At 37.5% G+C, this 26,847-nt stretch carries 26 protein-coding genes and 2 pseudogenes; 23 read left to right on the top strand and 5 right to left on the bottom strand.

Features of this window, described 5'->3' with window-relative positions; all coding sequences use genetic code 11:
* Positions 1-127: 127 nt before the first annotated feature.
* Positions 128-1,363, bottom strand: coding sequence for an ISL3 family transposase (locus BN52_RS04590; protein ID WP_053216530.1), 1,236 nt, complete (start codon positions 1,361-1,363; stop codon positions 128-130).
* A gap of 157 nt (positions 1,364-1,520) precedes the next feature.
* Positions 1,521-1,709, bottom strand: a pseudogene (locus BN52_RS10580) (bacteriocin immunity family protein); the annotation flags it as partial.
* A 354-nt stretch (positions 1,710-2,063) separates the two neighbouring features.
* Here BN52_RS10580 and BN52_RS04595 point away from each other — a divergent pair.
* From BN52_RS04595 to buk, 7 genes are all read left to right on the top strand, one after another.
* On the top strand, positions 2,064-3,167 hold the full coding sequence (locus BN52_RS04595) for a thiamine pyrophosphate-dependent dehydrogenase E1 component subunit alpha (RefSeq protein ID WP_008473114.1): 1,104 nt from the start codon (positions 2,064-2,066) through the stop codon (positions 3,165-3,167).
* 1 nt (position 3,168) lies between these two features.
* Positions 3,169-4,146 carry an alpha-ketoacid dehydrogenase subunit beta gene (locus BN52_RS04600; protein ID WP_040473400.1) on the top strand — a complete coding sequence of 326 codons (978 nt, stop codon included), beginning with the start codon at positions 3,169-3,171 and terminating at the stop codon, positions 4,144-4,146.
* A gap of 10 nt (positions 4,147-4,156) precedes the next feature.
* Positions 4,157-5,470, top strand: a complete 1,314-nt coding sequence (locus BN52_RS04605) for a dihydrolipoamide acetyltransferase family protein (RefSeq protein WP_008473116.1) — start codon at positions 4,157-4,159, stop codon at positions 5,468-5,470.
* Positions 5,471-5,476: 6 nt separating this feature from the next.
* Positions 5,477-6,889 (top strand): dihydrolipoyl dehydrogenase, encoded by a 1,413-nt coding sequence (gene lpdA, locus BN52_RS04610; protein WP_008473117.1) that lies wholly within the window; start codon positions 5,477-5,479, stop codon positions 6,887-6,889.
* 13 nt (positions 6,890-6,902) lie between these two features.
* Positions 6,903-7,952, top strand: a complete 1,050-nt coding sequence (locus BN52_RS04615) for a PTS sugar transporter subunit IIC (RefSeq protein ID WP_008473118.1) — start codon at positions 6,903-6,905, stop codon at positions 7,950-7,952.
* Between the two features lie 75 nt (positions 7,953-8,027).
* Positions 8,028-8,945 carry a phosphate acyltransferase gene (locus BN52_RS04620; RefSeq protein WP_008473119.1) on the top strand — a complete coding sequence of 306 codons (918 nt, stop codon included), beginning with the start codon at positions 8,028-8,030 and terminating at the stop codon, positions 8,943-8,945.
* 9 nt (positions 8,946-8,954) lie between these two features.
* Positions 8,955-10,022: a butyrate kinase gene (gene buk, locus BN52_RS04625; protein ID WP_008473120.1), complete on the top strand. Its 1,068-nt coding sequence runs from the start codon at positions 8,955-8,957 to the stop codon at positions 10,020-10,022.
* Here buk and BN52_RS04630 read toward each other — a convergent pair.
* Positions 10,019-10,903 carry a LysR family transcriptional regulator gene (locus BN52_RS04630; RefSeq protein ID WP_008473123.1) on the bottom strand — a complete coding sequence of 295 codons (885 nt, stop codon included), beginning with the start codon at positions 10,901-10,903 and terminating at the stop codon, positions 10,019-10,021. The two genes, buk and BN52_RS04630, sit on opposite strands and share 4 nt — an antisense overlap.
* Before the next feature lie 51 nt (positions 10,904-10,954).
* On the opposite strand from BN52_RS04630, the gene BN52_RS04635 reads away from it, so the two are divergent.
* From BN52_RS04635 to BN52_RS04660, 7 genes and pseudogenes are all read left to right on the top strand, one after another.
* The gene (locus BN52_RS04635; RefSeq protein ID WP_008473124.1) at positions 10,955-11,995 is read left to right on the top strand and encodes a serine hydrolase domain-containing protein; all 1,041 of its coding nucleotides are present in this window, start codon (positions 10,955-10,957) and stop codon (positions 11,993-11,995) included.
* Between the two features lie 108 nt (positions 11,996-12,103).
* Positions 12,104-13,096: a D-2-hydroxyacid dehydrogenase gene (locus BN52_RS04640; RefSeq protein WP_008473125.1), complete on the top strand. Its 993-nt coding sequence runs from the start codon at positions 12,104-12,106 to the stop codon at positions 13,094-13,096.
* Between the two features lie 25 nt (positions 13,097-13,121).
* On the top strand, positions 13,122-14,108 hold the full coding sequence (locus tag BN52_RS04645) for a lipoate--protein ligase (protein WP_008473126.1): 987 nt from the start codon (positions 13,122-13,124) through the stop codon (positions 14,106-14,108).
* Between the two features lie 174 nt (positions 14,109-14,282).
* Positions 14,283-14,759, top strand: coding sequence for an Rpn family recombination-promoting nuclease/putative transposase (locus tag BN52_RS10410; RefSeq protein ID WP_008473128.1), 477 nt, complete (start codon positions 14,283-14,285; stop codon positions 14,757-14,759).
* Positions 14,760-14,814: 55 nt separating this feature from the next.
* Positions 14,815-15,135, top strand: a complete 321-nt coding sequence (locus BN52_RS10415) for a hypothetical protein (protein WP_008473129.1) — start codon at positions 14,815-14,817, stop codon at positions 15,133-15,135.
* Between the two features lie 475 nt (positions 15,136-15,610).
* Positions 15,611-15,775 (top strand): annotated as a pseudogene (locus BN52_RS10625) (sunset domain-containing protein); the annotation flags it as partial.
* On the top strand, positions 15,775-16,575 hold the full coding sequence (locus BN52_RS04660; RefSeq protein ID WP_008473131.1) for a DNA/RNA non-specific endonuclease: 801 nt from the start codon (positions 15,775-15,777) through the stop codon (positions 16,573-16,575). The pseudogene BN52_RS10625 and the gene BN52_RS04660, both read left to right, overlap by 1 nt.
* 84 nt (positions 16,576-16,659) lie before the next feature.
* On the opposite strand, the gene BN52_RS04665 is transcribed toward BN52_RS04660, so the two are convergent.
* Together BN52_RS04665 and BN52_RS04670 are read right to left on the bottom strand one after the other, a co-directional pair.
* Positions 16,660-17,577: a ketopantoate reductase family protein gene (locus BN52_RS04665; RefSeq protein WP_008473132.1), complete on the bottom strand. Its 918-nt coding sequence runs from the start codon at positions 17,575-17,577 to the stop codon at positions 16,660-16,662.
* Positions 17,578-17,593: 16 nt separating this feature from the next.
* The gene (locus BN52_RS04670) at positions 17,594-18,322 is read right to left on the bottom strand and encodes a response regulator transcription factor (RefSeq protein ID WP_008473133.1); all 729 of its coding nucleotides are present in this window, start codon (positions 18,320-18,322) and stop codon (positions 17,594-17,596) included.
* Between the two features lie 128 nt (positions 18,323-18,450).
* Here BN52_RS04670 and BN52_RS04675 point away from each other — a divergent pair, with 128 nt between their 5' ends.
* The 9 genes from BN52_RS04675 to BN52_RS04715 all read left to right on the top strand — a co-directional run bounded on the left by BN52_RS04675 (position 18,451) and on the right by BN52_RS04715 (position 26,761).
* Entirely contained in the window at positions 18,451-19,335 is an 885-nt protein-coding gene (locus BN52_RS04675) for a phosphate ABC transporter substrate-binding protein PstS family protein (RefSeq protein ID WP_008473135.1), read from the top strand.
* 1 nt (position 19,336) lies between these two features.
* The gene (pstC, locus tag BN52_RS04680; RefSeq protein ID WP_008473137.1) at positions 19,337-20,254 is read left to right on the top strand and encodes a phosphate ABC transporter permease subunit PstC; all 918 of its coding nucleotides are present in this window, start codon (positions 19,337-19,339) and stop codon (positions 20,252-20,254) included.
* Positions 20,255-21,142 (top strand): phosphate ABC transporter permease PstA, encoded by an 888-nt coding sequence (gene pstA, locus BN52_RS04685; RefSeq protein WP_008473138.1) that lies wholly within the window; start codon positions 20,255-20,257, stop codon positions 21,140-21,142. It begins immediately after the preceding gene.
* A gap of 12 nt (positions 21,143-21,154) precedes the next feature.
* Entirely contained in the window at positions 21,155-21,934 is a 780-nt protein-coding gene (gene pstB / locus BN52_RS04690) for a phosphate ABC transporter ATP-binding protein PstB (protein WP_008473139.1), read from the top strand.
* Between the two features lie 13 nt (positions 21,935-21,947).
* A complete protein-coding gene (pstB, locus tag BN52_RS04695) occupies positions 21,948-22,703 on the top strand; it encodes a phosphate ABC transporter ATP-binding protein PstB (protein ID WP_040473401.1) in 756 nt (251 codons plus the stop codon).
* A 15-nt stretch (positions 22,704-22,718) separates the two neighbouring features.
* Positions 22,719-23,483 (top strand): phosphate signaling complex protein PhoU, encoded by a 765-nt coding sequence (phoU, locus tag BN52_RS04700; protein WP_008473141.1) that lies wholly within the window; start codon positions 22,719-22,721, stop codon positions 23,481-23,483.
* A 308-nt stretch (positions 23,484-23,791) separates the two neighbouring features.
* Entirely contained in the window at positions 23,792-24,856 is a 1,065-nt protein-coding gene (locus BN52_RS04705) for a PTS sugar transporter subunit IIC (RefSeq protein ID WP_008473142.1), read from the top strand.
* A gap of 14 nt (positions 24,857-24,870) precedes the next feature.
* On the top strand, positions 24,871-25,794 hold the full coding sequence (locus BN52_RS04710; protein ID WP_008473143.1) for a 2-dehydropantoate 2-reductase: 924 nt from the start codon (positions 24,871-24,873) through the stop codon (positions 25,792-25,794).
* Positions 25,795-25,930: 136 nt separating this feature from the next.
* Positions 25,931-26,761, top strand: coding sequence for a YitT family protein (locus BN52_RS04715; protein WP_008473145.1), 831 nt, complete (start codon positions 25,931-25,933; stop codon positions 26,759-26,761).
* Positions 26,762-26,847: the final 86 nt, after the last annotated feature.

The following is a 26,847-nucleotide window of genomic DNA, read 5'->3' on the forward strand; positions in this document are numbered from 1 at the left end:
GCCTTCTTAGGTTTAGAAGAGTGGCCAAGTGCCACAATGGGTTGTTGTTTTTCGATCATATTCTTAACCTCCATTAAATTAATGAGATTAGAATACCTGAAAAATACGGACTAAAAAAGATACTCGGTTATATGACGCTTACCCTAATTCTTGTTAATAGGCTGATAAAATTAGAATAGCCGTAAGCCGTTCTCTCAATTTGCTTGATTTTGCGATTGAAGCCTTCCAAGTAGCCGTTAGAATAAGTCGAGGTGATTCCATTTAAAACCGCTGCCTTATTTCGTCTAAAAGTCAACAGCGTCTTATGCATCAAGTTGCCGACAGGAAGCTTAGAATAGAGCAGCTCTTCCACTTTGGCAGTATCATGATTGTCGATGGCTTCGAAAAAGTCCTGCAAGAGGTTATAGGAATTCTCAAGCTCTTCATTGCAGGCGATCCCTTCCATGACGATCTGTTCCTGGGTTAAGCAGTCTTTGTAATGCCAGTTATAGACTGGATGAAGCTTTTCCAAGTCCCTAAACTTTTTTAAATAGAGCTTCCAAGGGGACTTGAGGAGCTTGTACTCTCTAGAGGATTTCTCATACTGCTTCATCACTTGGACTCTTAGCGAGTTCAGGGACCTGGCAAGCATCTGTACTATGTGGAAGCGGTCGATGACAATCCGAGCATTGGGGAAGCAGGCTCTAACGATATCTTGATAATAGAAATTGAGATCCATCGAGACCGTTTTAACCGCCATTCTGGCTTGCGAGGAAAACTTGCCGAAATACTTTAACAAGACGCTTTTATATCTAGTTCTTAAGATTTGGACAACGGTATGGCTGTCGGCATCCAGACAGATAAAATGTAGCGTTCTATCGACGCCTTTGAATTCGTCAAAAGCCAAGTACTCAGGCAGATAGTCGTAGCCGTCTAAAAAGCGGTGCGAGCAAGAGGCTAGGACCCGCTGAACGGTATTGACGGATACATTGTTTTCTCTGGCGATGCTGGTCATTGAGCGATCCTCAGTCAAGGCGCTTAAGACTTTTCTCTTGGATGCGTTGGAAATACAGCAGTGCTTGTCCACTAGGTCGGACTGTGCAATCGATCTGCGTTGACAATCGCGACACAGAATCCTCTGCTTGAACAGTCTGATGACAATCGGACGGCTGGCATCGGCAGTAATATAACGAACGTGGGTCTTTAGCCTGCCCGTCTTGATGAAATTCAAAGAGCCGCAGAATGGACAAGCGGGCTGCTTTAAAAGGGCCTCGTAGACTTTGTATTGCACGCCATTGAAGAACTTATAGAAATTGTCGTAAAAAAAGATATTTTTATCTTTAATATCGAGATCAAATTTAATACAATCATTAATAGAGGACATAGCATAACTCCTAAATAGCTTAATTGAATTGGTTAGTGGAAGATTTTAAGCAAGGAGGCTATGGCCTCTTTTTGCATAAAAAAATCCTGTGGACAGAATACCATAAATATTCATCAACAGGAAAAATTATAGAGCCGAAATGGGTCAGTTTTGATTATAATGCAAGATCTCTGACTTGAGCCAAAAAATCATTGAGTACGCGTTGAGTGTACTGACCTTTTTCTAATCTACTTTTGGCTCTAATCAAAGCGTCACGTTCTTCTTGCTTTATATTAGGGTCTTGTAAAACTTAATCAATATCTAAAATGATTTTATCTTCTAATTTTTGTTTGTTTTTGCCAAACATCATATCTACCTTCTTAAAGTCGTGTTTTTAGATTTAAGATAATTGTAGAGCTAACGACCATAAAAACAATAGCTATTTTTAGTTCGAAATGTAAAATGCCAACTGGATCCTTTGTCTAATTGGCATTTTTATATAGAGAAATCGATGAAAACGATTTTAACTACATTCTACCAAAGAAATTCTGAATATAGTAGTGATATGCTTGAAAAAAGCAAAAAAATGAAAGCGGATAATATCTGTATATACCAATAATTTTTTATCTTATAGCGCTATAACTTTGTAGTAGTTCCTTCCCAATTAAGAAAGCGCTATCATTAAGTTGTAGAAAGTAAGCTTATAGGAAGGAGCTCTTTTATGAAAATTAGTGATATCAACTTCAAAGAGATAGTTTCATCATATGCTGATGAATTCCCTACATATCAAGTATTAGATGAAAAGGGGAATGTTGTAGACCAAGAAGCCATGGATTCTGTTTCAGACGAACTTCTTGTAAAAATGATGGAAGATATGACTTGGAATAGAGAAATGGACCGCAGAGTTATCTTGCTTAACCGTCAAGGAGCTTTGATCAACTTCCCTCCATCTGGTGGTCAAGAAGCAACGCAATATGGAGCAATGATGGCGTTAGATCCAAAAGAAGATGTATTAGCACCAACATATCGTGATGTATATGCTTGTGTGAAGCTTTGGGGCGTTGATTTATTACAAGCTTTTGTTTGGGGTAAAGGTCACGTTTTATCAGGTACTTATCCAAAAGCTGTTAATATGTATGCACCAAACGTAGTTGTTGGTGGTACTACTCCACAAGCTTTAGGTAGTGCTATTGCTTTAAGATTCCGTAATGAAAAGAGAATCGCATTTTCATTTGCTGGAGATTCTTCAACTTCACAAGGTGACTTCTATGAAGCTATTAACTTTGCTGGGGCATACAAGGCTAACTTGGTAACTGTCATTGAAAATAACAAGTATGGAATTTCCGTACCTGTAGAACATCAAACAGCTGCTAAGACTTTGGCACAAAAAGGTGTCGCAGCCGGTATTCCTGCAGTAAGAGTTGATGGTATGGACCCTATTGCTGTTTACTTAACTGTAAAGAAAGCTCGTGAATATGCTATTGATAATGGACCAGTCTTAATCGAAGCTCTTACTTATCGCTATGGCCCACACACTATGTCAGACGATCCTACTCGTTATCGTACAGAGGAAGAAGTAAATGAATGGCGTAAAAAAGACCCACTTATTCGTTTAGGTAACTACTTAACAGCAAAGGGACTCTGGTCAGAAGAAAGAGAAGCTGAGATTAAAGAAGAGGTTAAGGCTGAAGCTAAAGAAACTCTTGCAAGAATGGCAAAATTAGAACCTCTTAAAGTAACTGATTTGCTCAAGAATATGTACGCTGTTCAACCTCAAAACATCAAAGAACAAATTGAAATCTATAGTGCAAAGGAGGAAAACTAGGATGCCAGTTCTTACATTAGCTCAAGCCGTAACAGACGGTTTAAATGAAGCATTAAAAAAATACGACAACACCTTAATTTTTGGTGAAGATGTTGGTAAAAACGGTGGTGTATTCCGTGTAACTGCTGGAATGCAAGAAAAGTATGGCGATAAGCGAGTATTTGATACTCCATTGGCAGAATCTGGAATTTTACATATGGCAATTGGTTTGGCACAAGAAGGCTTTCTTCCAATTCCTGAAATTCAATTCTCAGGTTTCACTCTAGAAGCCATGGATCCATTAATTGCTCAAATGTCAAGAATTCGCTATCGTACTGGTGGTTCACGTCACTCACAAATTTTGATTCGTTCAACTTATGGTGGTGGTGTACATACTCCAGAATTGCACTCAGATTCATTAGAAGGTTTCTTTGCACAAGTTCCAGGTTTGAGAGTTGTAATTCCTTCAACCGCTTACGACGCAAAAGGTTTGCTGTTAGCATCCCTTGAATCAGAAGACCCTGTATTCTTCCTTGAACACTTACGTTTATACAGAACTGTTAAGGATGAAGTTCCAGAAGGTTACTACACAGTTCCTTTAGACAAAGCTGCTATTTCTCGTGAAGGTTCAGATATTACTCTGATCGGTTACGGAATGATGGTTCCTATGGCACTTCAAGCAGCTGAAGAATTAGCAAAAGATGGTATCAATGCAGAAGTAGTAGACCTAAGAACTGTTTCACCAGTTGACTATGAAACTGTATGTGCATCAGTAGCCAAGACACACCGTGCTGTAGTATTGCAAGAAGCTCAAAGACAAACCGGTACAGCTGGCCAAATTATGTCAGAAATCCAAGAACGCAACTTCATGGATCTTGATGCTCCAGTAGCTAGAGTAACTGCACCAGATACAGTATTTGCAGTTGGTATGGCAGAAGATCAATGGATGCCAAATGTTGATGACATTATTGCTAAAGCTCGTGAAACCGTTGAATTTTAGGAGGTAGACTATGTATCAATACATTTTACCAGATGCCGGAGAAGGTACTCACGAAAGTGTGATTATGTCATGGGCAGCCAAAGTTGGTGAACATGTTGAGGAAGACGAAACTTTACTTGAAATTGAAAGTGACAAGGCAGTAGTCGAACTTCCAAGTCCTGTGAGTGGTTACCTTGCTAAAATTTATGTTGAAGCAGGTGACACTGCTGTTGTTGGTAAGCCAATTGCTGATATTGCTGAAACTGAAGAAGATCTAAAGAAATATCTGGCAGAAGGTGGATCATCTTCACCAGCTCCAGTTGCCAAGTCAGAAACTTCACCTGAGGTAAAGATTTCTGAACCAAGTGCTCCTAGTCCTGTAGTTGCACCAGCAGCTAAAGTAGCCGATGAAAGTGTAGATGTTAGAACGTTAGCTGTTCCTAGAGTTCGCCATTATGCTCGTGAAAAGGGGGTCGATCTACATTTAGTAACGGGAACTGGCAATCATGGCAAGATTACTATTGAAGATATTGATAATTTCTTAACCAACGGTTCAGCTCCTGTTGCAAGTCCAAATGTTGAATCAGCACCAGTGGCACCAGTTGCACAAGTATCAGCTCCAACTAATGAAGAATTCCCTGAAGTTATTGAAAAGATGCCGGCAATTCGGAAGACTATTGCTAAAGCTATGGCTAAGAGTAGTAGTGAAGTTGCAAGAGTTACCATCTTTGACCAAGTTGAAGTTGATGCTTTGGTAGCACACCGTAAGAGAATGAAGGGTATTGCTGAACAACGTGGTATTAAGTTGACATTCATGCCATACATGGTAAAGGCATTGGTAGGACTTTTGAAGAACCTTCCTGAATTCAACGTTTCGATCGATATGGATAATTATCAAATTATTCATCACCAATACTACAACATTGGTGTTGCAACTGATACTGAAGCCGGATTGATGGTGCCAATGATTAGGAATGCAGAAAGAAAGAGTTTATTTGATATTGCTCAAGAAATTAATGAATTGGCAGACAAGGCTCGTGAAGGAAAGATTACTCCAGCTGATATGGGCAAAGGGTCAATTACTATTACCAATGTAGGAGCTACTGCAACTTCTGGTGCTTGGGCTACACCAATTATCAACTTACCAGAAATAGCTATTTTGAATGTCGGAAGAATTGATAAAGCATTCGTTCCTGATGAAGAGGGTAATCCAGTTCTAAAGAACGTAATGAAGATTTCATTCGCATTTGATCATAGAATGATTGATGGCGTAGCTGCACAAAAGGCAGTTAACTTATTGAAAGAATACTTCCATGATCCAGATTTATTGTTAGCGGAGGGTTAATAACAGATGGTTGTAGGTGGATTTACAAATGAAGTCGATACCATCGTTATCGGCGCCGGTCCTGGTGGTTACGTAGCTGCGATTCGGGCAGCGCAACTAGGACAAAAAGTAGTTGTAGTCGAAAGAGATAAAGTTGGTGGTGTATGTCTTAACGTGGGATGTATTCCTTCAAAAGCACTTATCCATGTTGGTCAAGAATATGCCAAGACGCAAAAAGAAACACCATTTGGCTTGAAGGTCGATAAAGTTGAGTTAGACTTTGCTAAAGCCCAAAAGTGGAAAGACAACAGTGTTGTTAAAAAATTGACTATGGGTGTAAGTGGACTCCTTAAGAAAAATAAAATTCAATTGGTGTCCGGAGAAGCACATTTCGTCAATCCAAACACTGTTCATGTGACTCCAAATGGTGGTTTGGGTGAAGATTATCACTTCAAGAACATAATTTTGGCTCTAGGTAGTCGTCCAATTGAATTAAAGGCTTTTCCATTTAGCGATGATATCCTTGATTCAACCGGCTTATTGAATTTGAAAGAAATTCCAAAAGAATTAGCTATTATCGGTGGTGGTTATGTTGGAATGGAACTTGCCATGGCTTATGCAAGTCTTGGTAGTCACGTAACAGTTTTAGAAGGCTTAGATCGTGTTCTTAATAACTTCGATGCTGATCTAGTAAAACCAGTTTTGGCCGAAGCTGAAAGATTGAACATGACAATTATCACTAAAGCAATGGCATCTCGCTATGAAAAAGCAGAAGATGGCTTGCACTTGTTTTACAAACTAAATGACAAGGAAGAAGAAGTTGTTGCTGACAAGATTGCTGTGATGGTAGGTCGTCGACCAAATACCGATGAAATTAGTATTGAGCTTTCAGGCCTTGATCTCGATGAACGTGGATTAATTCCAGTTGACGAGCAAATGAGAACCAAACAAGCTCACATCTATGCAATCGGTGATATTGTTAAAGGTCCAGCCCTTGCACACAAAGCATCTTATGAAGGAAAAGTTGCAGCTACAGCGATTGCTGGTAAGAAAGGCGTAGCAAGTGATTACTTAGTAATTCCTACAGTTGCTTTTACCCATCCAGAAGTTGCTACCGTTGGTATGACAAAAAAGGAAGCAGAAGCAAAAAGTATCAAGATCCAAGTTGCTACTTTTAGATTTGCAAGCAATGGTCGTGCCCTTTCAATGGATGAAACTGATGGTTTTGTTCGTTTGATTTCAGAAAAAGAAACTAAACGCTTGATCGGTGCTCAATTGGTGGGACCCGAAGCAAGTGAATTGATTGGTGAAATTACGCTTGCAATTGAAAACCTAATGACTGCAGAAGATATCACCTTGACGATTCATAATCACCCAAGTTTAGCTGAAACCATCATGGATGCGAGTGAGATCTTGTTAGGACAAGGCATTCACCAATAGAAAGGTGATCCTTATGGAAAATAAAGTATCAGCAAAAGCTTTTACGATGAGCGTTCTTAATGGAACGGCCGTAGGAGCAGTAGTAGTATTAATTCCTGGTGCCTTACTTTCTGAACTTGTAAAAGCTTTAATGCCTTTTATGCCATTTCTTAGTACAGTTTCCCAAGGGTTATCGCTTTCTAATTCCATGATGGGGTTGGTTTGTGGAACTTTGGTAGGACTGAATTTTAAATTTAATCCGATTCAAGCAGCTTCCTTGGGACTTGCAACAGAATTTGCCTCAGGAGCAATAAAATTTAAAAATGGCGTTCTTGTGTTAAGTGGCACAGGCGATATTATCAATATGATGATTACCACATCATTGGGTGCAGCATTGATCTTATTTATAGGTAATAGCTTAAAGGCTTATTCAATTTTGCTAATACCAACCATACTTTTAGCATTTGTAGGATATATTGGAGTCTTGTTATTACCATATGTTGCTAAGATAACTGAAATCATTGGCATTGGAATTGAACATTTGCTTAATTTGCAACCTTTATTGATGAGTATCCTTTTAGCAATCATTTTTGGAATCCTGATCGTTTCACCAATTACTACCGTAGGAATTGGACTAGCAATTTCAATCTCAGGATTGGGGTCAGGAGCAGCCAATGTGGGAATATGTGCAACTGGTTTTGCATTTGCAATATTAGGATGGTCAGTAAACTCTAAAGGTACGTGTTTAGCCCATTTTCTTGGATCTCCTAAAATTTCCATGCCATTAGCAGTAAAGAATCCTAAAATATTGATTCCGATAATTTGTTCTGATGCATGTTCGGGAGCAGTAGCATGCTTGTTCAATGTTCAAGGAACACCAATGAGTGCCGGTTTTGGGTTTAGTGGTCTTGTCGGACCAATTAATAATTTAAACTTGATGCCGGGTGGATGGAATACGATGAACATTCTAATCACTACTTTAGTTTATGCTATAGCACCAATAATATTTGGCTTTATTTTCAAAATAATATTTGTTGATAAGATGCACTTGATCACAGCTGAGGATTATCGACTTAATATTTAAAAAGAAAAGACTCCTTGCTCAAGTTTTGCTTTTGTTTAACTTGGCAGGAGTCTTTTTGCTAGAAAGGAAGAAAAAATGTCTGTATTGATTGATAGATTACTTTCCGTTAGACCTGAAGTTCAAACTGTTAGTCGACCGCTAAATATGGCAGTTGTAAAAGCAGCAGATAAAGAAGTATTGGCCTGTGTCGAAAAGGCTATCAAAGAAAAGCGAATATATGCCTATTTGATTGATGATCAACAAGAATTGACTGAATTACTTGAAAAATTTGATATTGATTCAAATTCGTATGAAATTATTGATCTCAAAGATGACGCAGAAGCCGCATTTAAAGCTGTTGAGCTTGTTAGAGAAGGTAAAGTTGATGCAATTTTAAAGGGCTTGATTCCAACCGGCAAATTATTAAAGCAGGTTGTTAACAAGCAAACTGGTATCAGAAAAGCTGATTTACTTTCACATGTTACAGTAATGGCCGTTCCCAAATTAGATCGTTTAATTGCAATTACAGATGCAGGATTAATCTTGTTACCTGATAAAGAAATGGCCAAAGTAGAGATAAATAATGCAGTTGAAGTTATGCAAGCATTGAAAGTTGAAAATATAAAAGTGTCCCTTTTATCTGCAGCCGAGAATTTGATCCCCAAGTTACCCTCGTCAGTAATGGAGACTGAATTGGCTAGCGAATATCAAGCTGAAACTGATTTTATAGTAGAAGGCCCAATTTCCTTTGATCTTTCAATGTCTCCTGCTAGTGCTAAAGAAAAACGTTATCAAGGAAGAATTCAAGGGGATGCCGATATTTTATTCGCACCAGATATTGTGACAGGGAATGTAGCATGTAAGTCATTGTTGTATTTTGGGGATGCCAAGATGGCTGGTGTGGTTATGGGTGCTCAAGTACCGGTTATTGTAACTTCACGTGCGTCAAGTTTTGAAGAAAAATACGCATCGATTCTCTTAGCACAGATTATGATGTTAGATCGTAAGATCTAGGAGGAAAAAATGAAAACAGTAGTAGCAATAAATCCAGGTGCAACTTCAACTAAAGTGGCAGTATATCAAGATGAGAATCTGCTTTGGAAAGAAGAGCTTATTTATGAATCCTCCGATCTAGAAAAATACGATAAGATTTTTGATCAATTTGAACTGCGGTTAAAAGATATCGAAAAGCTACTAGATGAACACAATATTACACATATTGATACAGCAGTAGGTAGAGGGGGCTTGATCGGGCCAGTACAACCAGGTGCAATTCTAGTCAATGAACCATTAATAAATCACTTAGAATTTCATCCAATGCTTGAACATGCGTCAAATTTAGGCGCAAAGTTAGCCAAAGCTGTGAGTGAAAAATATGGTGATGGAAGAGCTTATGTTTATGATCCGGTTACAGTTGATTCGATGAAGCCAGTTTCTCGTTTAACGGGACTAAAGCAAATATCAAGAATTTCAATTGCGCACCATTTAAATATGAGAGCAGTTGCCAGAAAAGCAAGCGAAGATTTAGGCAAAGACTACAAAGATCTAAATATTGTAGTTGCTCATATTGGTGGGGGAGCAAGTGCAAGTGCTCATGAACATGGAGAAGTAATCGATATTGTATCTGATGATGAAATGATGTTTGGTGCTAACCGTTCTGGTGGATTACCAATCAAGATGATAGTTCCTTATATTAAAGAAATTGGAATTGATGAATTTTATAAAATTGCACGGCATAAGGCTGGTTTAGTTTCATATTTTGGTACAACTGATCTTCGCGTTGTCCAACAAAAAATTGAAGCTGGCGATGAAGAAGCTGCTCTAGTTTTCGATGCTCTATGCTTGGGAATAAGTAAAACCATTGCTGCTTTGTCCGTGAGCATCAATGGTCCAATAGATGTAATTTGTTTGACTGGTGGTATGGCTAGATCTGAAAAATTAGTTGAAAATGTTGCTAAACGAACAGGTTTTATCGCACCTTTGAGGACATACCCAGGTGAATTTGAACTTGAAGCCTTAGCTTTAGGTGGGTTGAGAGTGATCAATGGGGAAGAAACTGCTCAAATTTTAACTTATGAAGATGAAAACTAGTTCCGAATTGAATCAATGAATTGATTAATAATAACAGCATTGTCTGAGCTGGCTTTACGATAAGCGATTCCTTGACGATAGAGGTTTTGAGAATCGGTTAATTGAATCCAATGTAAACCTTTAATATGAGTTGCATCCTTAAGTTCGATTGGTAACACTGCTACAGCATCCAGTAAACCCAAACTATGTAGCAACATCTCAAAATCATCGTGAGTATAAATTATTTGACGACTGAACCCATACTCTTGGCAACGACGCTTAGTAAATTCTCCAACAGCAAAATTTGTACTTAAAGTAACTATGTTGTAACCTTTTAGATCCTTAAATTTGATTTTTTCTAATTTTGCCAAAGGATGCGTTTCTGGCATAACAATTGCACCATGATAGCAAGATTCTTCAACGGGAAAAGTATCGATAATAATACTTTGTTCGACTTGAGGAAAAGAAATAATTCCGACATCAATTTGATTATCTGCAAGCATATGCTGAAGTTTAATCGAGCCACCCTGAACAATGTGTAAGTCAACATTAGGATATCTTCTAATGAAACGTGATATTTGATCCATAAATTGAATCATAGTTAAAAAATTGACACCTACAGTAAGAACTTGACGTGTTTCTACATCATGACTCTGAATATCGTGAACCAATTGATTGAATTGATTTACTAAAGGCTTCCCACGTTGGTATAAAATTTGTCCTGAATCGGTCAACTGCAAATGATGATTATTATAAATGAAAAGTTGAGTATGAAGCTCTTCTTCCATCTTAGAAATAGCTTGCTTTAATGCAGGTTGAGATACATAAAGTAGTTTGGCTGCATGAGAATAATTTTGCATGTCAGCAATTGTTAAAAAATAGGTTAATTGTCTGATATCCATATCTGTTATCCTTTCTTTACTTATGGATAACTCAAAAAGGGGGAGGAAAAAATGAATACTGAAAAATTGGCCAGTTTATTTGATAACTTTGTAGCTAAAAATCATTTGCCTAAGGCAATCCTTGAAATTCAAAACTCTAAGGATAATCAGCAAATTGAATTTAAACATGGTGATATCACAGAAGATACCCCTTTTGCCCTTGCAAGTGTTACTAAATTATGGGTTAGTACAATAATTATGCAACTAATTGATGAGCGAGAGTTAACTTATAACTCTATTGTAACCGATTTCTTACCTATTAAAAAGATCAATGGGTTGCATCATTTCCTTAACAATGACTATACTAGGAAAATAACTGTTCATGATCTTTTGTTTCATCGTACCGGTTTGCCTAATGTGTTTTTTGAAGAACCTTTTAAATTGGCAACAAAAATAATTGAAAAGGATAATTCTTACGATTTTGAAGATATGCTTTTGAAAGTCAAAAAAACAGAAGCGCATTTCTTACCAGGAGAAAGACAAGCATATTATGCAGATATCAATTTTCTACTGCTAGGTAAAATCATTGAAATTGTAACTAAAATAAGTCTTTCCGAAAATGTGGAAGAAAGAATAGCTGAGCCTCTTAAATTAACTAGGTCTTATATCCCCGAAACAGAGCTGGCTACAATTCCTCCCTATTATTTTGAAGAATTGGGATATTTAAATCGTCCGAAAGCAATTATTAGCTCGCAGGCTGCTGGTGCAGGTATATCTACTGCAAATGATTTGATGATATTTTTAAAGGCCTTTATTCAAGGAAAATTATTTGATAAACGGCATTGGGATGAAATAAAAGACTATTTACCACTGCAAGCAGATTATGCGCCCGTCTATTATGGCGGAGGTCATATGAAATTGCATGCAGGTCAGCATAATTTGGATGAGAAGCTGACATTTATTGGTCATTCAGGTTTATCGGGAGCATTTGCTTTTTATTGCCCAGAACTAGATTTATACTTAACTGGTACAACTGATAATATCAAGCGAAGTCAACTATGTATTCACTTGATGTATATCATGTTGCTAGAATTGGAGAAAGAAAACTTGTAAGTGGTAAATCTGGTTATAGTACTATAATAAACAATTAGTGTAAACGCTTACAGATTTTTGCTATGATAAAAATGTAAGTTGAACTGAAATGGAGAAATAATATCAACTATGAAAATTATTATCTATAACATTGATGGTAAACATGAAGAATTGGCTCATGAATGGAGCAAGAAGACTGGTAATAAAATCAAGATCGTTCACGATTTGTTAACCCCAGAAACTGTTGAATTAGCAAAAGGTTTTGACGGAGTGGCCGTTTCTCAAGTAGTAAAAGTAGATAATGCGGTTTATCCAAAGCTACGTGAATTTGGAATCAAGCAAATTGCACAAATGAGTGCTGGCGTTGATATGTATGATCTTGATGCTGCCAGTGAAAACGGCATTATTGTTTCAAATGTTGCCAGCTATTCTCCTGAATCAATTGCCGAATTTACAGTTATGGTAGGGATGGCTGTTGTTAGACATCTCGAACAAATTCGCAAGAACGTTAAGGAACATGACTTTGCATGGGAAAACCCAATTAGAGGTAAGGTCATTGGTCAAATGAAGGTAGCAGTCATCGGTACCGGTCGAATTGGTGCAACAACTGGTCGTTTCTTCCATGGATTTGGCAGTGAAATCGTAGGGTACGATATTTATCCAAACGAAAAGTTAACTTCGTTTTTAACCTATGCAGATTCAGTAGAAGAAGCTGTTAAAGATGCTGATATTCTTACTCTTCATATGCCAGCAACTAAGGAAAACTTCCATATGTTTGATGCTGAGTTGTTCTCCAAGATGAAGCCTGGTGCAATCTTGTTGAATATGGGCCGTGGAGCTCTTGTTGATACTAAGGCATTGCTAGATGCGTTAGATTCAGGTCAACTTGCTGGTGCGGGTATTGATACTTATGAAAATGAAATGCCATACGTACCAAAGAATTTAAGAGGTCAAGAAATCGATGACCCAATTTTGGAAAAGCTGATCAATCATCCTAAAGTAATTTACACACCTCACACAGCATACTTTACTGATCAAGCTTTACAGGCAATAGTTGAAACCGCATTAGAGGCAGCTGTCGAAGTTGTTGAAACAGGCGATACTAATAAGCGTGTAAACTAAAATATATTAGTCGGAGGAGAAAACTATGAAGTACATCGTCAACCACAGTAACAATCCTTATTACAACATTGCTCTTGAAGCATACGCATTTCGTGAATTAACGCAAGAAGATGAATTATTTATTCTTTGGATCAATGAACCTTCAATTATTATCGGACGTAATCAAAATGCAATTGAAGAAATAAACAAGGAATATACAGATGAACATGGAATTCATATTGCTCGTCGCCTTTCTGGTGGTGGAGCAGTATACCATGATTTGAATAACTTGAACTATACGATTATTTCAAACAATGTCAAAGGATCGTTTGACTTTAAGACTTTTTCAAAGCCAGTAATTGATACACTCGCAAATTTGGGTGTTGAAGCTAAATTTACTGGAAGAAACGACTTGGAAATTGATGGTAAAAAGTTCTGTGGTAATGCTCAAGCATACTACAATGGTCGAATGATGCACCATGGATGTTTACTGTTTGATGTTGACATGACGGTTTTAGGTAATGCACTTAAGGTTTCCAAAGACAAGATTGAATCTAAAGGCGTTAAATCGGTAAGAGCCAGAGTGACTAACATTTTATCAGAATTGCCAAAGCCAATGACTGTACATGAATTTGCTGATGCTATTTTAAATCAAATGAAAAAGGAATATCCTGACATGACTGAATACGTTTTGTCAGATGAAGATAAAGCTAAGATTCAAAAGTCCTGTGATGAGCAATTTAGTACTTGGGATTGGAATTTTGGTACTTCTCCTAAATATACTTTGACTAGAGCTGTACGTTACCCAGCTGGTAAAATTGAAACTTTTGTTGATGCAGAAGGCTCAATTATTAAAGGTATTAAGATCTTCGGTGACTTCTTTGGCGTTAAGCCAGCATTTGAAATTGAGGACTTACTGGTTGGAACTCGCTATGAATATCAAGATGTACTTGCAAAACTTCAAACGATTGATACAACAGAGTACTTCTCGGGTATGACAACTGAAGAAGTAGCTAAGGCAATTGTTGCCTAAGTTTATATATTTGATAAAAATACTGTTATAACTAATTAAACGAGCAAAATTAATTCCTATGCGGAAAATATTTTGCTCGTTTTTCAAATAAAAAATATTTTTTTGTAATTTTTGCGATCTATATATTAGGGGGTTATTTATGCTCTCAAATATATATTACGAGCAGGCAACTTCATGGATTATGAAGTCCCAAAGGAATTTGGCTTTACTGAAGATAAGATCTTCGGTTGGGTCATGGAAAACGAAGAGTTCTGTTTGTATGTGCTTAGGATCATCCTGCCCTTTTTGGAAATCAAGGAGGTCGTAGAGTTTAACAAGCAGGATTCGTTAGGCAATGATCAGCGGGAAGCTAAAGATATTCGCTTGGATATCAAAGTGGTTGATAAGGATGGTCGCATCTTTGATATCGAAATGCAGACCTCGCCAAGCAAGTATCTTGGAAGAAGATTGCGCTACTACCAATCAACGATTGATGGTGCCAAGGTTCTTAAGCCAGGTCATGATTATTCTGAGCTACCTGATACCTTTATTATCTTCTTGTGTTCGTTTGATCCATCTGAAGCTTTTTCAAAAGTTAATAATCGCGCAGTGCATTTCTTCAAAACGATTGATACCAAAGATCATGCGTTAGAGTTGAAAGGTTATTATTAACTCAAAAGGCGACTTCACTGGCGAAAGCGAGGAACTTAAAGAGCTAGCAAAGTTGATGAACAATGAAGAAGTCAGTCTAAATGAACACTTTATTTGGGCTCAAAAGCGGATCAAGGAACTTAATCAAGACAGGAGATCAGATATCATGGACTACGAGATGAAGATCATGGATGCCAGAATTAGTGGTCGCGAGATTGGTGAAAAAATTGCAAATCGTGCAGGAGTTAAGAAACTGATTGATGTGCTTATCGATTTGTCTCACGACGACGAAACGATTTTTATTAAGGCAAAAAATAAGTACGGTCAATACTTCTCAGATGATGAATTAAAGCAATTCATCGCAGAAGCGAAAAACGATTCTTTGCAAGAAGTTTAAGCTACATCCTACTTTTACAGAAACGAGCACTAGCTCGTTTTTTTATTTAACGAAGTTTCGACATTCACTTAAAAAGTTTAAAAAAATTATTTAAATGATAGCGATTACACCAAAATAAAGCTATACTAAAACTATAGTACTGAGTAAGGTATATTTTTATCGAGGTGTAGAGATGAAGCAGAAAAAGAATAAGAAATTTTTCATATCGTTAATATTACTTAGTTTATTACTCGGATTTGGTGGAATTGCTGAAACCCAAGGAATAACTGAACAAGTACAAGCTACTACTCTTTCTGCTGAACAAGTAAAGGCCAAAAAATTGGCTAAAATAGAGAAGGCGAAAAAAGCTGAATATGCTAGATTAAAGGCCCAATTGGCTAAGAAAAAAGCAAAAAAGGCCAAAAAAACCAGAAAAGTATACAAGAAGAAAACTACAGTCAAAAAGACTAAAAAGTCGCGTCGAAGCTTTGGTGTAGGCGATACATATACTGCTAACCATCAAAGGATAATCGGTAATAAGCGGTCAAAAATATATCATGTTCCTGGTCAAGCTGGATATCACATGAATTTAAGCAATGCCGTATTTTTTAATAGTGAAAAAGAAGCTATTGCTGCAGGATATCGGAAAGCGTTGAGATAATGAAAAGTTGGAGAAAAATTTTATCAAGTATAGTATTAAGTATTTCTTTAATAGGATTTGGTTATGTTGAACCAGTGCAAGCAAGCGATAGTACTAATTTAGCAAGAATAGAAGCTGAAAATAGAGCAACTGAAAAACGAATTCAAATTTTAGAACAAAAAATTGCGGCCTTAAAAGAACAATTAGGACTTGCAACCAAGAAAACGGCTGTTGAGTCAGTAAGTAGAGCTGCTTTGAGTAAGTTAACTTATCAAGGGTCTGAAGTTGTTACCGTTAATCATAATAAACCCACGTTTACCAAGAGTGAATTAAAGTTAACCCGGCCATGGCAAAGCTATGGTCAATTAGATGGGCTTAACAGAGTAACGACGGCTAACGCTTTATTGAATCATAGCTTAATGCCACATAGTGAACGTGAGCCACTATATGTGAATCCAACTGGCTGGCATAACAAACGAATTTCAAGTGGTTGGCTTTACAATCGCTGTCACTTAATCGGCTATCAATTAACAGGACAGAATAATAATATTCGCAATTTAATGACGGGCACCAGACAATTGAATGATCCAGGAATGTTACGTTATGAAAATGAAGTGGCAGATTACCTGAAATCATCCAACTCCCACTATGTACGGTATCGCGTAACTCCAGTATTTCGTGGCGACGAATTACTGGCACGGGGCGTTGAAATGGAAGCTCAATCCATTGGCTCTAACGCGGTCAGATTTAATGTTTACATTTTTAACGTCCAACCTGGAGTGGTTTTGAACTATCAAACTGGTACTAGTCGAGTAGGATAATTTTTGAAGAAAGAATAGTAAAAAATCGCAGAGAAAAGAACATCCCTGCGATTTTTTGTATGGATTTAGGTATGAAAAAATAAGTTAATAGTTTGCTTCGATTTCTTGAATTTTAGCTAAATATTCTTCGTTATTAGGAACTGAAATACCCAACTTTTTAGCAAGAGGCACAATATAGCCTGCAAACAATTGTAGTTCAGTCTTGCGTTTAGCTAGAACATCTTGACGCATCGAAGGCATCGATTCAGAGTTGAAATTAGTCAAAGGAGCAATAGTATTTTCAACATCTTGATCAGTAATCGGAATGCCGAGCTTATTTGCTACAGCTTGTACTTCTTTCATCGTTGCAATTGTTTTTTCACGATAGGGCATACCAGGCTTCAACTGTCCATAAGGTATATTGAAGACAGCACAAGTTTGGTTTACGCCACAATTAAACATCAATTTATGCCATGATTCTAACAAAATATGGTCAGATTCAACAAACGGCAAATGACAAGCGGTGAAAAATGCCCGTAGACTAGCAACATTTTCTTCATCGATAGGTTGTTCTGCACCAATAACTAATTCACCAACTGGATCTGCGGTTACTGTATTGCCTTGATAAACAATGGCCATCGCTCTAGCAATACAGCGAACGACTTTTTCACGACCAAAGGCTTGACGAAGATCGTCTTCACTGATTACTCCATTCAGCGTTGAGATAATGATAGTATTACTTTTGATAAAAGGCTTCATCTCTTCCATTGCAGCTTTGATTGCCGTGTACTTAGTCGCCAAGATTAGTAAATCGACTTGTTGGAATTCACTGACAGATGAAACATATTTAAAGTCATAAGATTTGCCATTATAAATAACAGGATTGGCTTGATAGCGCTCTTTTCGTTGCTCATCAGCGATAAATACGAGCTTATCTTTGCCTAAATAGTCATATATAAAGGTCGCGAAATTTACGCCAATGGCTCCTCTACCCACAATTCCAACGGTTTTTATGTTTTTCATAATTAATCCTTTCTAGTTAATCCTGTGCCGGTAAATCTAACATATAGCCAAAACCACGCACGGTTTTTATATATTCTGGATGTTTAGGATCTTTCTCTAATTTATCACGTAAGTGGCTAATATGCATGTCAACGATTCTAGTTGAATCATAGTCATCATCGTAATGCCAAACACCATCTAGTAATTGTTCACGAGATAAAACCTGACCTTCATTATCGAGCAAAAATTTAAGCAACTTAAATTCTTTGGGAGTTAAGAAAATACTTTGTTCATTAATGAAAGCATTATAGCGTTTAAAATCAATTCGTAAATCGCAATTATCGCCCAAATGAACCACCGTGAAATTGGTTGAAGTAACTTTGGTTTCAGGTAAAAGCGGTTTACGATCACTGAGCCAAAGCAAACTTTCTAATTGAGCTAAAACTAAATCAACATTTTGCGAAACTAAATAAGCAGAAACTTTCAGTTGAAATAATTTCTTCGCAATGTGGGCATGCATGACTTTATTTAAAACGATAATTGGACCAGCAAAATGCTCTCTGATTGCAGAAATATTGCTGTATAAGGCATCTTCTGCTATTCCATGGATATCAAGGATAATCCCACAAAGGTCATTTGAATTTGAATGCTGCACTGCCTTCGCCAAGGATAAGGCGTTGTAGATGCGCAATTCGTGATCATTAGCGAAAGTCGTCAATCCTGTGAACAAGGTGATGTTTTTCGTCATTAAAATTATTTTGTTCATATACATTACTCCTAAGGCTATTTTACGATACAATCCCCAAATTTACCTAAAATTTACATTCTTTTACATGAAATACATCGTTTTCACAAATGCTCCACGTAGAATATTGAATGAAGGGTGGGATCACTATGAAAAATAGTAAACGACACTATCTATGGATTAGTTTAATTACGATTATGACAGCTGGGCTACTTAGCGCCTGCCAACAAAATAAAAATTCAATTACAGCTGTTGGTTCAACTGCCTTACAACCGCTTGTTGAAGAGGCAGCTTACGCTTATGGAAATAAACACGGCGTTACGATTAATGTTCAAGGTGGAGGTTCTGGTACGGGACTTAGTCAAGTAGCTGAAGGCTCTGTAGCAATTGGTGACTCCGATTTATTCGTTGAACAAAAGCAAGGCATTCCAGCAAATAAACTAGTCGATCATCGAGTAGCTGTGGTAGGAATTGTTCCTGTGGTTAATCCTGGTGTTGGGGTAAAGAATCTCTCCATGGATCAACTAAGAGCGATTTTTGCCGGGAAAATTACCAATTGGAAAGAGGTTGGAGGAAAGAATCAGTCTGTTCTATTGATTCACCGAGGCCAAGGATCCGGTACGAGATTTACGTTTGAACAAGATGTTATGGGTAAAACTAGCGTAGCACCTGGTCAGGAACAAGATTCCAATGGTTCAGTTCAAAAAATTGTGAAGGCGACCCCAGGCGCAATTAGTTATCTTGCCTTTGCTTATGCTAACCAACCTGGTTTGCAAAAGTTACAGATCGACCATGTTGTACCAACGAAGACCAATGTAACTACAAATGAATGGAAAATTTGGTCTTATGAACATATGTATACTAATAAGAATAAGCATTCAAAATTAACTGAACAGTTTTTACAATATTTACAAACTCCAGCAGTGCAACAAGATTTAATAGCTAAATTAGGCTACATCAGTATTCACGATATGAAAGTCGTTAAGGATATTGATGGAAATGTTACTCCACTAAAGAAAGGACTAGGTAAGTAAGATGGAAAATGATGTACAAAAGCAACTTACAAGTCCCTCAAAAGCTACCCGAGAAAATATTCGTGGTAAAGCTTTAACTTTTATTATTGCTAGTTTAATCATTGTTTTGACAGTAGCAGTAATTGGCTTCATTGCGATTAAAGGAATCACTACCTTTACCAAAGATGGCGTTAATCTATGGGATTTCCTAACCAAAAGCAATTGGAATCCTGGAAGTATCAAAGATGGCAAGCCTGAAGTAGGAGCTGCGCCAATGATTCTTGGGTCATTCTTGGTAACTTTGCTAGCAGCAGTTATTGCTACACCATTTAGTTTGGCAATTGGAATTTACATGAGTGAGTATGCAAGCAAGAAGACCAATAAATTACTTCGTCCAGTTTTGGAATTATTTACCGGTGTTCCATCTGTAGTCTACGGATTCTTAGGTCTAGTTATTATCGTACCAATGATGAGGACCATTTTTGGCGGTACTGGCTTTGGTATTCTGCCGGGAGCAATCGTATTATTTGTGATGATTTTTCCAACAATTACCTCAATGGTAGTTGATGCCTTAACTGCAGTACCAGTTTCATATCGCCAGGCTGCCTTAGCACTCGGAGCAACGCAATGGCAATCTATCTATAAAATCGTATTACGAGCAGCAACTCCAGGTATTCTGACAGCGGTTATTTTCGGAATGGCACGTGCCTTTGGAGAAGCTTTAGCGGTGCAAATGGTAATCGGAAACTCAGTCTTGATGCCAACCAGTTTGGTTTCACCAACTGCTACTTTAACAAGTCAATTAACAAGTCAAATTGGGAATACTATTATGGGGAGTATCCAAAACGATGCCCTCTGGTCATTGGCTTTAGTATTGTTGATTATGTCATTGTTCTTCAACCTATTGGTGAAGATGATTGCGAGAAAGAGGAAGATCTAGATGGATGCAAAAAAAGTGGATCGTATCGCAAAGCGCGTCATTCAAACAATGGTGTTGATGATCGTCGTTTTGTTGGTATTAATTTTAGGATATATTCTAGTAACTGGACTATCACAGACCAAACTAGATTTTATTTTTAAGATTTCCAAAGCTGCGCAGGCAGGCGGTGGTATTAGAGATCAATTATTCAATTCGCTATATCTACTAGTATTGGCATTGTTGATTTCGGTTCCACTATCATTAGGTGCAGGAATCTATTTAGCAGAATATGCTCCTGATAATTGGTTTACCAGAATGTTGAAAACCTTGATTGAAATTTTAAGTTCATTGCCTTCAATCGTAGTTGGTTTATTCGCTTATTTGGTGCTAGTAATCAAATTTCAAATTGGATTTTCAATTATCGCTGGTGCGATGGCTTTAACTTTTTTCAATTTACCATTGCTAACGTCAAATATTGAAAATGCTTTTCGGAATTTACCTGATTCACAACGAGAAGCAGGCTTAGCTTTAGGCTTATCGCAATGGAAAATGATCAAGGGCATTCTATTGCCAAGAATCGTACCAAGCATCATTACTGCAGTAATTTTGAGTTCGGGAAGAATTTTTGGTGAAGCCGCCGCTTTAATTTATACTTCAGGTCAAAGTGCTCCAATTCTAAATTACGCTAACTGGAATCCTTTTTCTCCAGACAGCCCGCTAAATATTATGCGTCCAGCTGAAACGTTGGCAGTGCATATTTGGAAATTAAATTCTGAAGGACTTACTCCAGATGCCGATGCGATTTCAGCTGCAGCTAGTGCGGTTTTAATTATTGTAGTTTTATTGTTCAATATCTCAGCTCACTACTTTGGCGAAAAGTTAGAACAAAAGCTGACTGCTAAAAGATAGGAAGAGGTAACGATGAAAGAAAAAAATATTATTATTCCTGATCATGAAGTAGCGATTTCAACCAAAGATATGGCGGTATATTATGGTGAAAAGAAGGCTCTTCATGAAACCAGACTATCTTTTCCTAAATATCGAATCACCGCCTTAATTGGTGCTTCGGGTTCAGCCAAGTCAACATTTTTACGCTCGCTCAATCGAATGAATGATAAAGTTGCACGAGTAACGGGTGAGATCAATTTTGAAGGTATTAATATCAACTCTTCAAAAGTTAATGTCAACGAACTTCGACGCAGAATTGGTATGGTATTTCAACAACCAAATCCTTTTGCCAAGTCGATTTATGACAACATTACCTATGCTTTGAAATACCAAGGCATTAAAGATAAGCAAACCTTAGACCAAATTGTTGAAGAGAGTTTACGTGGTGCTGCTTTATGGGATGAAGTCAAGGACAATCTTGATAAAAGTGCATTAGCCTTGTCAGGTGGTCAACAACAAAGATTATGTATTGCAAGAGCCATTGCTGTAAAGCCAGAAATTTTATTGTTAGATGAACCGGCAAGTGCCCTTGATCCTATTTCAACTGCTAAGTTAGAGGAAACGCTTATGAAATTGCGTGAAAACTACACGATGATCATGGTGACTCACAATATGCAACAAGCAGCGAGAACTAGCGATTATACTGCCTTCTTCCACCTTGGAGAAGTATATGAATATGATCATACCAGCAATATTTTCCAAAATCCGCAAGTTGAATTAACGTTGAATTATGTTGAAGGAAGATTTGGTTAGGAAGGAGGATCTTATGGCAACAGTTATCGAAGCAAAAGATGTTAGAGTGTATTACGGTCAAAAAGAAGCTTTGCACGGAATTTCAATGGATATTCCTGAAAAGCAGATTACCGCTTTGATTGGGCCATCTGGTTGTGGTAAGTCAACTTTTTTACGGACGTTGAATCGTATGAACGATCAAATTCCGAATATCAAAATTACTGGAACAATTAAGTTTGAGGGCAAAGAAATCTATTCGCCTAAGATGGACGTCGTTAATTTGCGTCAAAACGTAGGTATGGTTTTCCAGCAGCCTAATCCTTTCGCTTTTTCAGTGTATGAAAATGTATCTTTTGGCTTGAGGCTAGCCGGAATTAAGGACAAGGCCTTAATCGATGATCGTGTAGAGACTGCTCTTAAGCAGGCTGCTATTTGGGATGTTGTAAAAGACCGCTTAAATGATAATGCTTTAGGTTTTTCTGGAGGCCAACAGCAACGAATCTGTATTGCACGTGTTTTAGCAACAAAACCAGATGTCATTTTGATGGATGAACCAACTAGTGCGTTAGATCCGATTTCTTCAGCTCAAATCGAAGAAACCATGGTAGAATTAGCTAAGGATTATACAATAGTAACGGTAACTCACAATATGCAACAAGCATCCCGCATTAGCGATAAAACGGCATTATTTGTGGCAGGAAAGATTGTAGAGTATGATGACACCCGAAAGATTTTTATTAATCCTAAGGAAGAAATGACAGCAAATTACATTAATGGAGTTTTTGGTTAAAACGAGGTATCAAACATGCGAACACTATTTGCAGATGAAATGAAACGCTTGAACCTACGCTTTGGCGAAATGGGGATCAACACGAGTGAACAAATTTATCGAGCTAGCAAGTCATATGCTGAGCATGATAAGGAATTGGCTAAAAAAGTAATTGAGGGCGATAGTCGAATCAATGATGAAGAGATTAGCCTCGAAAATGAAGCTTTAGAACTAATGGCTTTGCAGCAACCAATGGCAGGTGATTTTAGACGCATCATCACTGCATTAAAGGCTAGCTCCGACTTAGAGCGTGTTGGTGATTATGCAGCTTCAATTGCACGTGAGACTATTCGGGTAAAAGGCAATGAACGTATCCCAGAAGTCGAAGAAAAAATTTCTGAAATCACCGTCGTAGTAAGAAATATGATGGAAAACTTCCTTGATGCTTATGCTCGTGATGACATCGAATTAGCAAAGAAAACGGCTAAGATGGATCTTGAAGTTGACTTGATGTATTACCAAACACAAAAGTTGATTCTTGGTGCAATGCAACGGCAAACTTCGATTGCTGTAGCTGCCTTGAGTTACCTTAGTGTAGTGCGAGATTTAGAACGAATTGGCGATCATATTGTTAACTTAGCAGAATGGGTGGTTTACCGTCGAGATGGTAAATTGGTAGAATTGAATCCTGGAAAAATAGATCGCGATATTGTTGAAAAAGTAAACGATGGCGAAAAACTTGATTCATCAGAAAAGAAAATGCTAAAGGAAGCAGAAGAAGCTGCTCAATTAAATCAATAACTTAAAAAACTATCGGCAAGAAAAGCTGATAGTTTTTTAAATTTTTCAAAATTAGGATAATGCAGAATCCGTAACTTTTTAGGGAAAGCGATTACAACATAATTGGCTGTCTCAAAGGCTTTACCCCGTAATATTTTTTCTAGACAAAAATAAAAATTTCACAAATTTAAAATAACTAATTAAAAATATAACATCATATTATAGTAGTATAAGTAAGGGCTTTAAAAAACGACTGTACTTTTACCGTAGTTTGCAATAAAATAGACTTTGAGAAGAATATCACATAAAAAGATATGGGAGGGGCAATCATGCCAGAGACAAAAACAAAGGAAACCGTAGGTTCCTTTACTCTAAAGGTATTAAATGGAGCGACGATTGCGATCGTTGTAGCTTTGATTCCTAATGCGATCTTAGCGACCTTCTTTAATCCCTTCGTAAATAATTCGTTAATTGCTAGTTGGCTACACATTGTACAAGTGTTCCAATTCTTCACGCCAATTATGGCGGGATTCATCATTGCAATGCAATTTAAGATGAATCCAGTTCAATCAGCTTCAATTGCTGGTGCGACCTACATTGGATCAGGTGCCTGGAAATATGTTCCAGCAACGATTGCCGGAAAAGAAGCAAATATTTTCCAGTTGGCTGGTATTGGTGATGTTATCAATACTATGATAACTGCTGCACTTGCTGTTTTGGCGGTTCAATGGATTGGTAACAAATTGGGATCCTTGAATTTAGTTTTAATGCCGATTATCATTGGTTTTGGTGTTGGTTGGGTTGGTACCTTACTATTGCCTTACGTATCACTGATTACGTTCTACCTTGGTAAAGGTATTAACTCCTTCACTACTTTGCAACCAGTATTGATGAGTATTTTGATTGCAATGTCATTCTCGATTATTATCATCAGTCCAGTTTCTACGGTTGCAATTGGGTTAGCAATCGGACTTACTGGTACTGCTTCTGCAGCAGCTGGTATGGGTGTTGCTTGTGCAGCCGCATTCTTAGTATTTGCTACTAGAAAGGTTAATAAAGCTGGTGTTCCTGTTGCTATTGCCCTTGGTGCAATGAAGATGATGATGCCAAACTTTTTGACTCACCCAATTATAGGATTGCCAGTAGTAATTACCGCAGCGATCAGTTCATTAACTGTGCCACTATTCCACATGGTTGGTACGCCTGCTTCTGCCGGTTTTGGTTTGGTAGGTTTGGTTTCACCACTTGCAGCCCTTAATTCAGGATCTATCAATGTTTGGATTATGTTGCTCGCATGGATCGTGATTCCATTTGCTGTTGGATTTGTCGTTGATAAAGTAATGTGCGATATGCTTCACTTGTATTCAAGAGATATCTTTGTATTTAAAGACTAAAAGGAGAAAAGTTTATGTTTATTTACATTGCAGGTTCAGGTGCTATGGGTTGTCGTTTTGGTTACCAACTTTTTAAAGCTGGCAATAAAGTGGTTTTGCTTGATAAGTGGGAAGACCACATTAAGGCGATTAAGGAAAAGGGTTTAACTATTGTTGGTGATAAAGAAGACAATGTTAAAATTCCAATTATGCATCCTGAAGAAGCTAAAGAACCAGCTGATTTAATCATCTTGTTCACTAAGGCAATGCAATTGCCAGCAATGCTTCAAGACATTGAACAAGTAATTGGTGAAAATACTAAGGTTTTATGCTTACTAAATGGTTTAGGCCATGAAGATGTTATTAAGCAATACATCCCTGAAAAGAACATTCTTATGGGTGTTACTGTTTGGACTGCAGGCTTGCAAGGTCCTGGTGTAGCGATTCTTAAGGCAACTGGCTCAGTTAACTTGCAATCAATTGATCCAGCAGGTGAAGCAGAAGCTGAAAAGATCGTTGAAGTTCTAAATGAAGCTGGTTTGAACGTAACTTATGACAAAGATGTGGTTCCATCAATTTGGCGTAAGGCATGTGTAAATGGTACGATGAACTCAACTTGTGCCTTGGAAGACTGCACGATCGGTGAATTCTTTGCTAGCGAAGACGCGCTTAAGGTAGTCCACACGATTATTCACGAATTTGTGGAAGTAGGGCGTGCTACTGGCGTTAAGCTTGATGAAGAAGCAATTACTGAATACATAATGCATACTGCTGAAGTTGCTGCTGAGCACTATCCTTCAATGCACCAAGACTTAGTTCAAAATCACCGTCAAACGGAAATTGACTACATCAATGGTGCAGTTGCTCGTAAGGGTGATGAATTAGGTGTACCTACTCCATACTGTCACATGATCACCGAATTGATCCATGCTAAAGAACATGTTTTAGGAATTAGATAATTGATTTTTAATACTAGATAGATTATAGAAGTTTGTTGCCCTGAACAACAAGCTTCTTTATTTGAGCAAAATATTAGAAATAACTAATTGAATAACGATATAATAGTTTTATGTAAAATTGAAAGGAGCACAGAATTTGAATAAGGAAAATACTATTTATCGTTACTTGTTATTAGTGATTGCGACTGAATTAATTGCAATCTCTGTAAATTTCTTCTATGCCCCGATTAATATAGCAGTAGGTGGAGGAACGGGTATTGCAATTCTGTTAGAGGCAGTTTTAAAAATCCCAACGGCAATATCGGTTTTTGTGATCAATGTGATAATGGTTATTTTAGCCTGGATTTTTCTTGGAAAAGTACAGGTAAAACGAATTATCATTGGTAGTTTTCTGTTACCGGTTTTAATGGCTATTACTCCGAGCTTTAAGTTGACAGATAATCCTCTTTTGGCAGTTATTATTGCAGGCTGCCTTTATGGGGTAGGCGTTTCGCTTTTATATCGGATTAACTACTCAGCGGGTGGAACCACCGTGCCACCAATGATTTTAAAAAAATATTTTTTCATTAATCCTACGATATCCTTATTGGTCATCGATATGTCGATAATTGTGATGAACGTTTTCGTTTCTGGCATGGAAGCATTTTTGATGGCCGCATTTTCGCAAGTGATTACCACTTTAGTGATGCAAGCAACTGAAGCAGGACTTGATCTAAAATATCAAGTTGAAATATTATCAAATGAACATCAGGGGGAAATTAAAGAGTTTTTACTTGCAAACTACCAAGGTTTGACGATCTATAACTTCATAGGTGGCTATACTCAAGAGAAAAAAGAGGAACTCCTCTTGGTTGTTGATCGTCAAGAATATGCGCAGTTAATTGCTCAGTTGCATAAAATTGATCCAGATGCCTTTATTATTTCGTCTAAGGTAATGAAGGTTCATGGCGGTCGATGGGGAATTTAATCTTTATAACTGAAGAAGACAAAATTAATAGCAGTTAGGTCGATTGGCTTAACTGTTATTTTATGTTAGTAAAATTATATCGTATA

The sequence above is a fragment of the Lactobacillus gigeriorum DSM 23908 = CRBIP 24.85 genome (genome assembly GCF_000296855.1).
GTDB classification, from domain to species: domain Bacteria; phylum Bacillota; class Bacilli; order Lactobacillales; family Lactobacillaceae; genus Lactobacillus; species Lactobacillus gigeriorum.